We start from the raw sequence: 13,671 nt of genomic DNA, 5'->3' as shown, positions 1-13,671 counted from the left end.
GGCTAAGACAGATGTGCCAGCGGCAGGGGCGCGTCGGCCTTGAGGGTCTGGATCGCGATGCTGCTGCGGACCTCTTGCACAATCGGCAGGTTCAGCAGCTTGTCGACCAGGAAGCGCTGATAGTCCTCGAGCTCGGGCACGACGATTTCGAGCAGGTAATCGGCCTCTCCGGCGACGAGGTGGCAGGCAACGACCTCGGGCATGGCGACGACAGTCCTCTCGAAGCTCAACGCCTGGTCGTTGGCGTGGCCGCTGATCTTGACGCCGAGAAAGGCCGAGAAGCCGAGCCCGAGACGGCCACGCCGCAAGGAGGCGCGATAGCCGTCGATATATCCCTCCTGCTCCAGTCGTCGCACGCGCCGCAGGCAAGGCGATGGCGACAAGCCGACCCGGTCCGCTAGCTCGATATTGCTCAGTCGTGCATTGGTCTGGAGTTCGGTGACGATGCGCCGGTCGATCGCATCCAGCTCGCATTTTGGCATGAACCGCATCCCGTTGGATCAAGAAGGGCACGATGTTGCGCCCGAGCCGTCGAGACTAGCCCAGTTCGCAAGGACATGCCTCGGCTTTCCATGGGATGGAGTGCTCCGATCCTGCCGCTGATGGAGTGAACCATGACCGAAAGCCCGACTCTCGCGCCCCTGCTGGAGGCTGTCGAGCGTTACTTCACGCTGATGTACGACAATGACGTTTCGCAGTTCGACCGCGTTTTTGCGCAGACTGCGCAGCTCCACGGCATTCGCGATGCTGAATTGCGGATATTGCCGGTTCGCGACTACAGAACCCTGCTGTCGTCGACGCCTTCGCCCAAATTCAAGGATGCACCGCGGCTTCAGGAGGTATTGCTGATCGACGTGGTGTCGCCGGCGCAAGCGCTCGTGAAGGTTCGGGTTCGGATCGATGTGCTCCAGTACGTCGACTACCTGGCGTACCACCGCATCAATGATACTTGGTTGATCACGGCGAAATCGTTCCACATCGAGCGACGGTATGAGCCGCCGGTCTCCTAGCGCTGCAGCGGTTCCTATTGGCTGCCGGTCGATTGCAGATACGCAAACACCTTGCCCGCTTCCTCGGCCGAGACGCCGCCATAGGGCTGCATCTTGTGGCCGGACACGACCTCGTCCGGCTTGACCATGAAGCGGGTGAGCTTGTCCTGGTCCCAGACGAAGCCCGCTTCCTTCATCGACGAGGAGTAGTTGTAGTCCGGCAGCGCGCCGGCCTTGCGTCCGACGATCTTGTTGAGGTTGGGACCGAGCCGATTGTCGCCCTCCTTCATGGAGTGGCAGGTGCGGCAGGAGTTGTTGAAGGCCTGCTGGCCTGTATCGTCACTGGCGGGTTGCTGCGCGAGCGAGAAGGGCGCGAAGAAGAGCAGCATCAGTGCCCCGGCGCCGATCATCGCGTGCACCCATGCTCTTGACGAACGTTGCAGGCGTGGTTGCATTTGCGCCTCCATCGGAGATCGCGCCGCAGCAAGCGCGTCGGGATGTCGAGGGCAAACAAAGACGGCCCCGGCGGGTTCCGGGGCCGCTTGCGTCACAATGTCCGGCCGCTCAGCGCGTCGCAGCGCCGAGCTCGGCCCTGCGTTCGGTCATCGGCAGCACGATCACCTTGGTGCCGACGTTGACGCGGGAATAGAGGTCGGTGACGTCCTCGTTGGTCATGCGGATGCAGCCGGAGGAGACGTGCCTGCCGATGGTCTCTGGCGCGTTGGTGCCGTGGATGCGGTAGATGGTGCTGCCGAGATACATGGCGCGGGCGCCAAGCGGGTTGCCGGGGCCGCCGGCCATGTGGCGCGGCAAATAGGGCTGGCGGGCGATCATCTGGGGCGGTGGGGTCCAGTCCGGCCATTCGGCCTTCCGGCTCACCGTCTGGATGCCGGACCAGGTGAAGCCGTCGCGCCCGACGCCGATGCCGTAGCGCAGCGCCTGGCCGTTACCGAGCACGTAATAGAGATAGGTGTTTGGCGTATCGATGATGATCGTGCCCGGCGCCTCGCGCGTCGCATAGGAGACGGTCTGGCGGCGGAAGCGGGCCGGCATCTCGACCGTGTCCTGATCTTCCGAAGGCGCGGCCTGGTAAGGCGTTGCCTGATAGGGCTGGATCGGCTGCGGCGCGGCCATCGGCGGCAGCGGCTGGAAGAGAGGGAAAAGCTGCGCGGGCGCGGCGTTGGCTGCGCCTGCGAATGCGATTGCGGAGATCGCGGCTGCACTGAGCGCAACGGCGCGCGAAAACGTCTTGAACGCGTCCAGATTGAACATTGATCGCCCCTGTTGGCTCGGTGTTTCTGCTCACCGCGGCACCGTCTCGGTGCTCCGTTGCCCAAAGTCCTAACGGGAAAACGTTTCGGGACATTTGCGCGGAAAGCCGAAAACGGTTTCGTCGCGGAAAGGATTGTTTCATGACGGTTTCGTGGCTCCGCGAGCCCGTTAACGAACAAAACAGCAGGCCGACACTTCTGTGACGTCACACGCCTGAAATATCCTTCGTTGATGGTCGATGCCTGAGAATCATCAAACTCTCGGGATTTCCCCATGCGGGTATTAATCGCGACTGACGCCTGGCATCCGCAGGTCAACGGCGTGGTCCGGACGTTGACCTCGCTGGCGAATGCGGCCAAGGCCCTCGACGTTGAGATCGACTTCCTCACCCCGGACGGCTTTCCGTCCTGGCCGCTGCCGACCTATCCCGGCCTGCGCGTCGCGTTGCCGAGCGCCAAGGAGATCGCGCGGCGGATCGAGAGGGCGGCGCCGGACGCGCTGCACATCGCGACCGAGGGTCCGATCGGCTGGGCGGCGCGGGCCTATTGCCGCCGCAACCGACTCGCCTTCACCACCTCCTACACGACGCGTTTTCCGGAATATGTCGCGGTGCGGACCGGCATCCCGGCCGCCGTCGGCTATGCCGTGCTGCGCCACTTCCACGATGCCGCCGCCATGACGATGGTGGCGACGCCCTCGCTGCGGCAGGAGCTGTCCGAGCGCGGCTTCAAGCGGCTCGGCTTCTGGACGCGCGGCGTCGACACCGAGCTGTTCCATCCCGATTCTCCGGCCAGGCTCGACCTGCCGCGGCCGATCTTCATGACCATGGGCCGCGTCGCGGTGGAGAAGAATCTCGAAGCCTTCCTCTCGCTCGACCTGCCCGGCACCAAGGTCGTCGTCGGCGACGGGCCGCAGAAGGCGGCGCTCGAAAAGAAGTATCCCGACGCGGTCTTCCTCGGCGAGAAGAAGGGCGCGGATCTGACCGCGCATCTCGCCGCTGCCGACGTCTTCGTGTTTCCGAGCCTGACCGACACCTTCGGCGTGGTGCAGCTCGAGGCGCTCGCCTGCGGCACGCCGGTTGCGGCGTTTCCGGTGACGGGACCGAAGGACGTCATCGCCGATCACCCGATCGGCGCCATCGACCACGATCTACGCACCGCGTGCCTGCGCGCGCTCACCATGTCGCGCGAGACCTGCCGCAATTTCGCGCTGGAGCGCTCCTGGGAGAACAGCGCGCGCCAGTTCGTCGGCAATCTCACCTCTCTTCAACCCAGCCGCGTCTTGCGTGCCTCGCCTCGCATGGCGCGGCGGCCGGTGCGCAGCTGATCGTCAATTCGAACCACAGCGAGAACCCCATCGATGGCTAAGATCATGAACCTTGACGGCACGCAGCAGCTCGACCTCACCCGTGGCACGGTCGAGCAGGCCTATGACCGTTGGGCGCCCGTCTACGACCTCGTGTTCGGCGGCGTGTTCGCCAAGGGGCGGCAGGCCGCGATCGCGGCCACCAACAAGATCGGCGGCCGCGTGCTCGAGGTCGGTGTCGGCACCGGCATCTCGCTGCCGCTCTATGCCCCCAACCTCCGCATCTTCGGCACCGACATTTCGGAAGCGATGCTGGACAAGGCGCGCCGCCGGGTGAAGGAGCAGAAGCTGAAGAACGTCGAGGGCCTCGCGGTGATGGACGCCGAGAAGCTCGAATTCCCCGACAATTCCTTCGACGTCGTGATGGCGCAATATGTCGTCACCGCGGTGCCGAACCCGGAGAAGGCGCTCGACGAATTTGCCCGCGTGCTGCGTCCGGGCGGCGAGCTGATCATCCTGACCCGCGTCAGCGCCGATGCGGGCATGCGTCGCTTCATCGAGCAGAAGCTTCAGCCGGTGGTGCGTCCGCTCGGCTTCCGCACCGCCGAGTTCGCCTGGTCGCGTTACGCCAAATGGCTCGCCGGTGCGAACGGCATCGAGCTCGCCGAGCGCCGTCTGATTCCGCCGCTCGGTCACTTCTCGCTGGTGCGCTTCCGCAAGGTCGGCGTCGCCAAGGCCGCGTAACTGCCACTCCTCATGGTGAGGAGGCGCATAGCGCCGTCTCGAATCATGAAGGCCTCGGTGCTGCAGCCGGGCCTTCATCCTTCGAGACGCGCGTTCCGCGCTCCTCAGGATGAGGAGAGAGTGTGAACCGTGCGTCATCGCGCCGCTGCACATCGTCACATGACAAAATGATGATGTCACACGGCCTACATCGAATCCCTGTAATCCCGGACCCGAAAGCATTTGGGGGAGAGCATGATCAAGAATTATCTCGAGCAGCTGCGGATCCAGCGCTGGGACGACCATCGCTACTATCACCACAGCCGCATCAATCAGAGCCTGCACTTCGTCAGCGCGCTGAGCTTCCTCTTCGCCTATGTCTGGCTGTTCATCGACCCCGTGGTCTCGGCGCTGGTCGGCTGGCTGGTCTCGATGACCTCGCGCCAGGCCGGTCACTTCTTCTTCGAGCCGCACACCTACGACCACATCAACCAGGCGACGCACGAATACAAGGAAGAGATCAAGGTCGGCTACAACCTTCAGCGCAAGGTGGTGCTGATGACGATCTGGGCGCTGTCGCCGCTGGTCTTGCTTGTCGATCCCACGTTGTTTGGGCTGTTCACGCCCTGGACGAGCGCGACCGACTTCATGCGTCAGGTCGCCAAGATCTGGCTCGTGGTCGGCGGCGGCGGCCTGTTGTTCCGCACCGTGCACCTGTTCTTCATTCGCGACGTCGAGACCGGCCTCGTCTGGATGACCAAGATCCTGACCGATCCGTTCCACGACCTGATGCTCTATCGCAACGCGCCGCTGGCGCTGATGCGCGGCGAGCTGATGGACCCCGGTCTGCACCTCAACCCCGAGCACACGCTGGGCTTCATCGATGAGCCCGTGCTCGAAGAGCAGCACGCCTGAGCGCGCTGGTATCACACGACACTCCGATGTCTGATGGTTACGTCATGCCCGGCCTCGTGCCGGGCATCCACGTCTTGGGGGCTGCTTCTTCGCCTCTCCCCGCGTGCGGTCGGACAATCGCATATGGTGCAAACAATGCAGCGGCATCGGGAGTGGGCTCCCTCTCCCGCTTGCGGGGGAGGGCTGGGGTGGGGGTGTCTCCGCGTCGGGATTGTCGGGGATTATTGAGGATGTCCCTGTGTGGCGAGAACCCTCACCCGCCGCGCGCGGGACGATGCTTTCGCATCGCCCGGGACGCGTCGGCCTCTCCCGCAAGCGGGAGAGGCGGAGCAAGCGTGCGCGGTGCGGCCTCAGCGCCCGAGACGCTTGGCCAGCATCTCTTTCAAAATCTGCCGCTTGATGTTCTTGTTGGTGAGCACGCCGTCGTGCCACCAGAAGCCGTCGGCCTTCATCTTTTCGGCGGCGCGGACGAAGCGTTCGGCGACTTCGGTGAAGTCGGCGTCGGTGTAGTTGAGGCTGAAGATCAGCCGGCCGGTGCCGACCCAGCTCAGCGCCAGGCCCTCGGCGCGCAGGTAATATTGCAGCATCCAGTTGTAGCGGGACGGCGTGGTGTATCTCACCGTCCAGATCGAGGAGAAGTTGGCGAACCGCACCGGCAGGTCGGTGTCGGTCATCATCTGGTTGAGCTTTTCGACGCGGCCGTTCCAGGTCTCCTCCAGCCCGTCATAGACGGCGCGGAAGTTGGGGCTGGCGAGCCGGCTCAAGAACTCGTCCATCGCCGTCATGACGTAGGGATGCGAGTTGAAGGTGCCGCGGGCGAAGCAGATGTCGGCGGGACGATCGTCGCGGAAGCGGCGCATCAGTTCCTTCTTGCCGCAGACCACGCCGACCGGCAGGCCGCCGGCGAGGCTCTTGCCGTAGGTGACCATGTCGGCGCGCACGCCGAAATATTCCTGGGCACCGCCGGCGGCGAGGCGGAAGCCGACGAAGACCTCGTCGAAGATCAAGACGATGCCGCGTTCGGTGCAGACCTCGCGCAGCTTCTTCAGCCACTCCGTGTAAGCAGCCCGATCGAAATTGCCGCCGCGGGAAGAGTCGACCAGCGAGGAATTGCCGGGCGCGTTGGCGTTCGGGTGCAGGCCCTGCAGCGGATTGACCAGCACGCAGGCGATATCCTTGCGCGTCTTCAGCACGTGCAGGGTCTTCTCGGACATCTCGGCGAGGGTGTAGGTCTCGTGCGCGGCGATCGGGTTGCCGACGCCGGGCTGCACGTCGCCCCACCAGCCGTGGTAGGCGCCGGCGAAGCGGACCAGATGGGTGCGCTTGGTGTGGTAGCGCGCCAGCCGTACCGCCTGCATCACGGCTTCAGTGCCGGACATGTGGAACGAGACTTCGTCGAGGCCCGAGATCTGGCACAGCCGGGTCACGTTCTCGAGGATAACGGGGTGGTAGGGGCCGAGCACCGGTCCGAGCGCGTGCGCCCGCTTCTCGGCGCCCTCGATGCACTCCTTGTAGAAGTCGTTGCCGAAGATGTTGACGCCGTACGAGCCGGTGAGATCGTAAGACGTGTTGCCGTCGACATCGGTGACGGTGACGCCGCGCGAGGACTCCACGAAGGTCGAGGTGCCCAGGTGCTCGCGGACGAGACGCGAGAACTGGAACGGCACGCGGTAGCTCTCGGTGAAGTTCAGGTCGGAGATCTTTTCCGCCGCCTCCTTGGTCATCGCGCGTCCCATGGGGTAGCGCTCGGCGTAGAGGCGGGCGAGGCGGAAGAAGCCGTCTTTGCGTTGCGCGGCGATGTTCGCCGGCGCACCGTCGCAGGAGAAATAGTCGTTCTCTCCGTACTCGTAGAACGGCAGCAGCCGCGCTACCCGGCGCGACATCTTGGAATGCCCGGCGAGCGACCGGTGCTTGGCGCGGGAGAGTTCGATGCGCGCCTTGAGCTTCGGGAAGGCGGCGGCAGCGGATGCTGCGGCGGCCACGGACATCGAGAGAATCGGGAGTGTCGTTTCCATGACAACAAGCGCTAACCCTGCGAGCTGACAGATTCATGACAGTCAAAGCCCTCATCGCCACTTTCACCCAGCAGGAAGACCTCAACTTCCTGCTGACCAACCGCATCCCCCGCGCCGCCCTGACGCGCTTCATGGGCTGGTTCTCCAAGGTCGAGAATCCGCTCGTCCGCGACTTCTCGATCGCGCTGTGGAAGTTGTTCTCGGACCTCGATCTGTCGGAGGCGCGCAAGACGCATTTCAAGAGCCTGCACGACTGTTTCACCCGGGAGCTGAAGCCGGGCCTGCGGCCGTTCGATCCGGATCCGGCGGTGGTGGCGAGTCCCTCCGATGGAATCGTCGGCGCCCACGGCAAGATCGCCGACACCGAGCTGTTCCAGGTCAAGGGTGCGCCCTATTCGCTGCTCGACCTGCTCGGTGATTCCGCGCTGGTCGACCAGCACCGCAACGGCTCCTTCGTCACGCTGCGGCTGACGTCGAGCATGTATCACCGCTTCCACGCGCCCTATGACGCCCATATCGAACGCGTCACGCTGATCCATGGCGACGTCTGGAACGTCAACCCGATCGCGCTCAAGCGCGTCGAGCGTCTCTTCTGCAAGAACGAGCGCGCGGTGATCCGCACCCGCCTCTCCACCGGCGAAGCGGTGACACTGGTGCCCGTTGCGGCGATCCTGGTCGCGAGCATCCGGTTGCACTTCCTCGACATGGTGCTGAACGCGCAGACGAAGGGGCCGGTCAATTTCCCTTGCGACGTCAACGTTGCCAAGGGCGAGGAGCTCGGCTGGTTCGAGCACGGCTCGACCATCATCATCCTGGCTCCCGGCGATTTCAACTTCTGCGACGGCATCGCCGAGGGCTCGCGCGTTCGTGCGGGTCGAGCGCTCTTGAGGAGAAAGTAGCCTTCAATCTGCCGTCCCCGCTGGCTATATCGTCTGTCGGGGACGACGATTTTTGGATGTGTGAGCGATGGCGCGGGCGCCGGTCTTGGCCGCGGGGGGTATTGTGCTGCGGCGTGGTTCGGCGCCGTTGATCGCGGTCGTGCGTCAGCGCAAGCGCAACGAATGGGTCCTCCCCAAGGGCAAGCTCGACGACGGCGAGACGCCGAAGGAAGCCGCGCGCCGCGAGGTGCTGGAGGAGACCGGCCACGATGTCGCCGTGCACGAATTTCTGGGCACCCTCGTTTATCAGTCCGGCGGGCGCTTCAAGGTCGTGCATTTCTGGCGGATGGAAGCTGACGGCGGACCGGTCCGCAAGCTGATGAATGACATCAAGGCGGTCGACTGGCTGACGCTGGACGATGCGATTGCCCGCCTGTCGCGCGAATATGAGCGCGCGTTCCTCAACCAGGTCGGCCCGATCGCGCTTGCTGCGGCGGGGCTTCCATCGTCGCCGCCGCCCGAGCCGGCGCAAGCGGCCGATGACATCGATACCGCCTTGCAGACGCTGACGCCGGCCGAGGCGGCCTCTGTCGATGAGCTGCGCCACGGCCTTTTGCAGAAGGTGAAGGCGTGGCTGCGCGGCGAGGCGTGAGCGCTCGCTGCGCTGTCAAATCGGTCTGCAAGTCGATGCGGTCGCGGTTACGCCAGCTCGTTCCAAGTCGTCACTGCGAGCGCAGCCAAGCAATCCAGAATCTTTCCGCGGAGGGACTCTGGATTGCCGCGCTGCGCTCGCAATGACGAGGAGAAAGAGCTGATTGCGTTCAAACCCGAGCCTCACGCTGAGGCGACGCTGTCACCGCCGCTCTCTCCTGTCCCTCGGGGCCGGCGCCAGCCTGCGCGGCACTACGGAGCGTTGTGCGCCGGGGAGGCGCTCCTGGAAGCCACCTTGTCGCTGCATGCCGCCTGGCTGTTGGGCCGCAGGTGGTTGAGTTGGCTGGCCAGGCTGCAATCCCGTGCGCGGCGCTTGCGGTTGTGTCTGCTGTCCGCCACCAGGCTGCATGCCTTGTCCGATGCCTGGAGCAACGGGCGGCCGACCCGTGCCTTGTTGCCGGCCTTCGCGTTGAGGCACACGTCCCTGCTCGCCTTGTCGCTGCTGCCCCTGGCCGGCGCGCGGCGTGTCTGGCTGCACGGCGCCGCCTTGTCCCTGCCGCCGTGGCGGCTGGGCGCCTTGGCGGCCTGGTGTGCTCTTCTGCTGACCCGGGCGGGTATCCTGACCGGGCCGGCCGTTCCGGCGCTGTGGTTGTTGTCCGGGTGCCGTCGTCGGCCGCAATTGCTGCTGCTGTGGCTGGACCGGCCGCGGAATGCGGCTGAGCGCGCCCGGATTGGCGCGACGGAAGTCGCGCTGCTCGGTGACGATCTGCCGGCCTGTGGTTTGCGCCAGATGCACCTGGCTGACGAAGCCGCGGTCTCGCGCGATCTGCTGCGCGGGAATCGTGATCGGTACCGCGGCAAAGCGCATGATGCCGCCGGCGCCGCGTGCGCCGGGCCGGATCGCAAGGCCGCTGGACGCCTGCGTCAGCGCGCCGAGCCGCGTGCCGCTGGTGCGGTCGTCGACGTCGATGTGGCCGACCCGGCCATCGGCGTCGGGATAGAGCTTGATGTTGACGTTGCCGGCCCTGTTCGCCGCCGCGCCTTCCGGCACCTCGACGACGCCGGTGGTGCCGCGGATGCCGAGCGTCGCGGTCGGCGTCGTGATCTTCATGTCGCCGGTCTTCGCCACCGCTGCCGCAACGAAGGCAACCGTGCCCTTGCCGACGTCGAAGATCGCCGAATTCTGCCTGCCGCCGTCCTCGTAGACGTAATTGTCGATGGTGATCCTGGCGCTGGCCGAGAGATTGAACGTGGTGGCGTCGTGGAAGGTGATGCCGAGCGAAGAGTTCGACGAGGTCTGCACCACGTCGTTGAGATAGATGTCGTCGCGCACGCGCAGCGGATAGGAGTTCTTGTCGCGGATCACGGTCGCGATTCCCGTCATCGTCGCGACGTTGCCGATCGGCTCGACGGCGGCGGGCTGCGCGTCTGCAGACGGTGTCGGTGAGGCCGGCGTCGGGGAGGGGGCGGGTATCGGCTGCGCCTGTGCAAGCTCCACGGTATCGGACGCACAAGCCACGCTGCTGCCTGCCGGCGGCAAGGCCAGCAGGGCAAGCGCGAATGCGAAGCGGCGCCAAGCCACCAATGAAGTCACGAGGAGGTCCCGGTGAAGAACGCGAGGCGAGAGCCGCGGATTTCAGCCGGGCGCAGCTGAATGGCGGATGAACATGTGTCGGGCGGGAAGCGCGAACGTTCGGACGCTGCGCCGTGCCAGTGGATGGGACTGAGGCATCTCCACAACGTCGTGCCCGGGACAGGCCCGGCCATGACGAACATTTGCATGTGCTTGGCGGCGCGACGCGCTCCGCGCGTCAGCTCACGCGCTTCCAGGTCTGGCCGCCGCAGAACATGCCGCCGAAGGCGCAGCCCTGCACGCGCATCGCGTTCGGACCCTTCATGGCGATCGTGGAGTCGTATTTGCGGCCGGAGTCGGGATCGTGGATGCGACCGCTCCACTTCGAGCCGTCGGGCCTCATGTTGATCAGGATGCGCGCATTGGTCTTCTCGGCGTAACCGCAGAGATTGGTGCCGCACTGCTCGACGCGGACATTGCCCTTGTTGCCTTCGGTTGCCCACAGGCCGATCGGCGAGTTCGGCGCCGCCGCGGGCGCGGCGGCAACAGGAGCCGGGGCCGGCGCGGGAGCAGCAACGACGGGAGCGGGTGCGGCAACGGGAGCAGGTGCAGCAGCGGGCGCAGGCTGCGTGTTGTCGACGCCGACGGACGGAGCAGCGGCAACGGTCGCTGCCGGGGGGGCGGGCGTGGTCACGGCCGGCGCCGTGGGCGCAGCCGCCTGTACCGGAGCCGGCGCAGGCCGCGCCGTCGTGGGCGCGGGAGCCGGCGTGGTGTCGGCGTCATCGTCCTTGGAACCGCCGAGGCCCTTGAGGTTGATGTCGTTCAGCTTGATCGGCTTGTCCGACAGGCCCGGCGCGACGATGGTCACGCAATTGAGCGAGGCGCAGTTGCGTGGTGTCTCGATGCGGATGCGTTGGCCTTCGATCTGGAACGAGATCGAATTGCCGGCATGTGCGGCGGCAGTCGAAGCGAGGAAGAGCGCGGTGGCGGCGATGGAGAGCTTGTTCATGACAACCTCCGAAGTTGCGTGGTCCCGTTTGGACTGATGTCGCTTGTGGATGAAACGTGTTTCGACCCTACGCCGGGGTGGGCAGGCGTTCTGTGATGAACGTCACGACCGGCGCGCGCGTCAGGGTGAGGCAGCGCACATTCGGTCTGTGTGCTCGACCGTTTCTTCTGTTCCGGTGACGACGGGCGAGCTGCGAGTTCGGGTTGATATCCGTAGAGTTCTCGCACCAGGCGAAATGCGCATTGCTGTGCCCTCGCCCCTTGCGGGAGGGCAGCTCCGCGAGCGGGCACGGGATCACCGGGGTGAGGGGTTGTCTCCCACGAGCACAAGCGCGACCCGATAGAACCCCCGGCGCTTCGCGCCACCTTCTCCCACAGGGGCAGAAGGAAGAAAGGCGATTCGTAATGGTCGCTAGATCATGCCGAGCACGATGGCGCCGACGAAGGCCATGGCGAGGTAGGCGGTGATAACGTTCAGTCTGCCGGCGAACGTCATGAGGTCGCTCCCGATGGTCGCGCACCCTGCCGCGACCATCATGGTTAACAGAGAGTCTCCTCACGAAAAAGTCAATCTTGCTGTCGCTCATCGCCGGCAGCGTTCGCGCGGGCGCGGGCCGCTATGGTTAAGCAAGGCTGAAATCAACGTGTTGAAGAGTCTTTAAGTAAATTCACCGAACGTGCGTGCATGACGCGCGGAGTTCGTTTGTATCTCGTCGGCTCCATCGTCCTTGTTTCGCTAGCGGGTTGCGGTCGCGGCTTCTTCCAGGCCGAACGCGAACCGTGGCGGGCCGAGGCGGAAGCCGCATGCCTGAAATCGGGCGCGGTGAAAGAGGGTCCGGATCTCGTCCGCATCGACCCGATCTCCGGGCCGGGCATGTGCGGTGCCGAGTTTCCGCTCAAGGTTGCCGCCATCGGAGAGCCCTCGGGCACCTATGGCTTTGCCGACGAGGCGCCGCGTCCGCCGGCCAGCATCGGCGGCCAGCCGCGTTGGCCGGTGACGCAACCGCGCTCGAATTATCCGCAGAGCCGGAATGATCCGGCATCGACCTATCCGCAAGGCTCGAACTATCCGCAGGGCGCGGTGCGCCAGCCCGCCGGCTACGGCACCTCAACCGGGCCGATATCGCTGAACGCGCCGGGCGTGGCGGCGCAGGAGGACGAGATCGACCTGCCGCCCGACGGCACCGATGCCGCGGGTGCGGCGCGCTACATGAATGCACCGAGCTATCCGGCACGGCCAGCGCCTTACTCGCAGGCGCCTGCGCAGCAGCCGCTGCCGCGTCTTGGTCCTGCGCAGGGCAATCCCGTCACAACCGTCGGTCCCGTCGCGATCAAGCCGACGGCGACGCTCGCCTGCCCGATCGTATCCGAGCTCGACCGCTGGCTCGCCGACACCGTGCAGCCTTCGGCGATGCGCTGGTTCGGCGTCCGCGTCGCCGAGATCAAGCAGATCTCCGCCTATTCCTGCCGCGGCATGAACGGCAACTCGCGTGCTCACATCTCCGAGCACGCCTTCGGCAACGCGCTCGACATCTCCGCCTTCGTGCTGGCCGACGGCCGTCGCGTCACCGTGAAGGACGGCTGGCGCGGCATGCCGGAGGAACAGGGCTTCCTGCGCGACGTGCAATCGGGAGCGTGTGCGCATTTCACCACCGTGCTCGCGCCGGGCTCGAACGTCTTTCACTACGATCACATTCACGTCGACCTGATGCGCCGCGCCAGCCGCCGCCTGATTTGCCAGCCTGCAGCCGTATCCGGCGAGGAGGTCGCCGCGCGCGCGCAGTCGCGCAGCCCTTATGCGAACGCGCGCGATCCCTCCGTCACGGGCTCGCTGGGTGCGCGCAAGAGCATGGCGCGCAAGCGCGAAGAAGACGAGTACGTCGACGAGTAGCCTTCTTTTGTAGTCCGGATGGGCGCAGCGATATCCGGGCGGTCCTCCCGCATATCGCTGCGCTCGTGCAGGCTACGATCTGCCAGAAAATCACTGCGAGGCCGGCTTCGACGGAGCCGGCCCCATGCACCGCTGCACCTCACTCGGGACGTTGTAGGTGCGCATGATATGGCGGCTGTCGCGCAAGCCGGACGCCTCACGTTGGACGACGAACATCCAAAGCGCGTGGCCGGCTTCCATCACCAGCTTGCGCCTGGCCGGTTGCATCGAGGCCGGAACCTCCGAGGCTGCGTGGGCAGCGTCGAATTCGCGCAGACGCGTGAGGCTCTGTTCGAGTGCGCGGCCCATCCGTCCAAGCGCCGAGGCCTGTTCCTGGACGATCTCGTAGTGGAGGATATCGACCGGCGGGCGAAGATCACGAGACATGGCCGCCATATATAGAGCCGGCCGA

The 13,671-nt window shown here is 65.5% G+C and carries 15 protein-coding genes; 7 read left to right on the top strand and 8 right to left on the bottom strand.

All coding sequences use genetic code 11. The annotated features are described in order from the left end of the window. Positions 1 to 2: 2 nt before the first annotated feature. Positions 3 to 482, bottom strand: coding sequence for an Lrp/AsnC family transcriptional regulator (locus tag ACSHT2_RS13615; protein ID WP_440642012.1), 480 nt, complete (start codon positions 480 to 482; stop codon positions 3 to 5). A 132-nt stretch (positions 483 to 614) separates the two neighbouring features. On the opposite strand from ACSHT2_RS13615, the gene ACSHT2_RS13610 reads away from it, so the two are divergent. Next, positions 615 to 1,010 (top strand): nuclear transport factor 2 family protein, encoded by a 396-nt coding sequence (locus ACSHT2_RS13610; RefSeq protein WP_440642011.1) that lies wholly within the window; start codon positions 615 to 617, stop codon positions 1,008 to 1,010. A 14-nt stretch (positions 1,011 to 1,024) separates the two neighbouring features. Here the strand turns inward: ACSHT2_RS13610 and ACSHT2_RS13605 are convergent, their stop codons facing one another. Then, a complete protein-coding gene (locus ACSHT2_RS13605) occupies positions 1,025 to 1,444 on the bottom strand; it encodes a c-type cytochrome (protein WP_440642010.1) in 420 nt (139 codons plus the stop codon). A gap of 109 nt (positions 1,445 to 1,553) precedes the next feature. Further along, the gene (locus tag ACSHT2_RS13600; RefSeq protein WP_319328206.1) at positions 1,554 to 2,261 is read right to left on the bottom strand and encodes a L,D-transpeptidase; all 708 of its coding nucleotides are present in this window, start codon (positions 2,259 to 2,261) and stop codon (positions 1,554 to 1,556) included. A 273-nt stretch (positions 2,262 to 2,534) separates the two neighbouring features. Here ACSHT2_RS13600 and ACSHT2_RS13595 point away from each other — a divergent pair, with 273 nt between their 5' ends. From ACSHT2_RS13595 to ACSHT2_RS13585, 3 genes are all read left to right on the top strand, one after another. Beyond that, on the top strand, positions 2,535 to 3,587 hold the full coding sequence (locus tag ACSHT2_RS13595; protein ID WP_440642009.1) for a glycosyltransferase family 4 protein: 1,053 nt from the start codon (positions 2,535 to 2,537) through the stop codon (positions 3,585 to 3,587). 33 nt (positions 3,588 to 3,620) lie between these two features. Further along, entirely contained in the window at positions 3,621 to 4,310 is a 690-nt protein-coding gene (locus ACSHT2_RS13590; RefSeq protein WP_440642008.1) for a methyltransferase domain-containing protein, read from the top strand. A gap of 234 nt (positions 4,311 to 4,544) precedes the next feature. Beyond that, positions 4,545 to 5,204, top strand: a complete 660-nt coding sequence (locus ACSHT2_RS13585; protein WP_440642007.1) for a hypothetical protein — start codon at positions 4,545 to 4,547, stop codon at positions 5,202 to 5,204. A 350-nt stretch (positions 5,205 to 5,554) separates the two neighbouring features. Here ACSHT2_RS13585 and ACSHT2_RS13580 read toward each other — a convergent pair whose 3' ends face one another. Beyond that, positions 5,555 to 7,219, bottom strand: a complete 1,665-nt coding sequence (locus tag ACSHT2_RS13580; RefSeq protein WP_440642006.1) for an aminotransferase class III-fold pyridoxal phosphate-dependent enzyme — start codon at positions 7,217 to 7,219, stop codon at positions 5,555 to 5,557. A gap of 35 nt (positions 7,220 to 7,254) precedes the next feature. Between ACSHT2_RS13580 and asd the strand changes: the two genes are divergently transcribed. Both asd and ACSHT2_RS13570 read left to right on the top strand, forming a co-directional pair. Beyond that, positions 7,255 to 8,118, top strand: coding sequence for an archaetidylserine decarboxylase (gene asd, locus ACSHT2_RS13575; RefSeq protein ID WP_440642005.1), 864 nt, complete (start codon positions 7,255 to 7,257; stop codon positions 8,116 to 8,118). Positions 8,119 to 8,185: 67 nt separating this feature from the next. Then, positions 8,186 to 8,749 (top strand): NUDIX hydrolase, encoded by a 564-nt coding sequence (locus ACSHT2_RS13570; RefSeq protein ID WP_035676931.1) that lies wholly within the window; start codon positions 8,186 to 8,188, stop codon positions 8,747 to 8,749. 201 nt (positions 8,750 to 8,950) lie between these two features. Here the strand turns inward: ACSHT2_RS13570 and ACSHT2_RS13565 are convergent, their stop codons facing one another. The 3 genes from ACSHT2_RS13565 to ACSHT2_RS13555 all read right to left on the bottom strand — a co-directional run bounded on the left by ACSHT2_RS13565 (position 8,951) and on the right by ACSHT2_RS13555 (position 11,867). Continuing rightward, complete coding sequence (locus ACSHT2_RS13565; protein WP_440642832.1) at positions 8,951 to 10,333, bottom strand: FecR domain-containing protein; 1,383 nt, start codon at positions 10,331 to 10,333, stop codon at positions 8,951 to 8,953. A 226-nt stretch (positions 10,334 to 10,559) separates the two neighbouring features. Beyond that, positions 10,560 to 11,330: a DUF2147 domain-containing protein gene (locus tag ACSHT2_RS13560; RefSeq protein WP_440642004.1), complete on the bottom strand. Its 771-nt coding sequence runs from the start codon at positions 11,328 to 11,330 to the stop codon at positions 10,560 to 10,562. A gap of 411 nt (positions 11,331 to 11,741) precedes the next feature. Continuing rightward, positions 11,742 to 11,867: a hypothetical protein gene (locus ACSHT2_RS13555; protein WP_440642003.1), complete on the bottom strand. Its 126-nt coding sequence runs from the start codon at positions 11,865 to 11,867 to the stop codon at positions 11,742 to 11,744. 147 nt (positions 11,868 to 12,014) lie between these two features. Between ACSHT2_RS13555 and ACSHT2_RS13550 the strand changes: the two genes are divergently transcribed. Then, positions 12,015 to 13,220, top strand: a complete 1,206-nt coding sequence (locus tag ACSHT2_RS13550) for an extensin family protein (RefSeq protein ID WP_440642002.1) — start codon at positions 12,015 to 12,017, stop codon at positions 13,218 to 13,220. Positions 13,221 to 13,310: 90 nt separating this feature from the next. On the opposite strand, the gene ACSHT2_RS13545 is transcribed toward ACSHT2_RS13550, so the two are convergent. Continuing rightward, positions 13,311 to 13,646 carry a DUF6665 family protein gene (locus ACSHT2_RS13545; protein ID WP_440642001.1) on the bottom strand — a complete coding sequence of 112 codons (336 nt, stop codon included), beginning with the start codon at positions 13,644 to 13,646 and terminating at the stop codon, positions 13,311 to 13,313. Positions 13,647 to 13,671 lie beyond the last annotated feature (25 nt).

The organism is Bradyrhizobium sp. PUT101 (assembly GCF_052043945.1).
Taxonomy (GTDB): domain Bacteria; phylum Pseudomonadota; class Alphaproteobacteria; order Rhizobiales; family Xanthobacteraceae; genus Bradyrhizobium.
The sequence above is the reverse complement of the archived record's forward strand: the minus strand, read 5'-3'. Positions and strand labels throughout refer to the sequence as shown.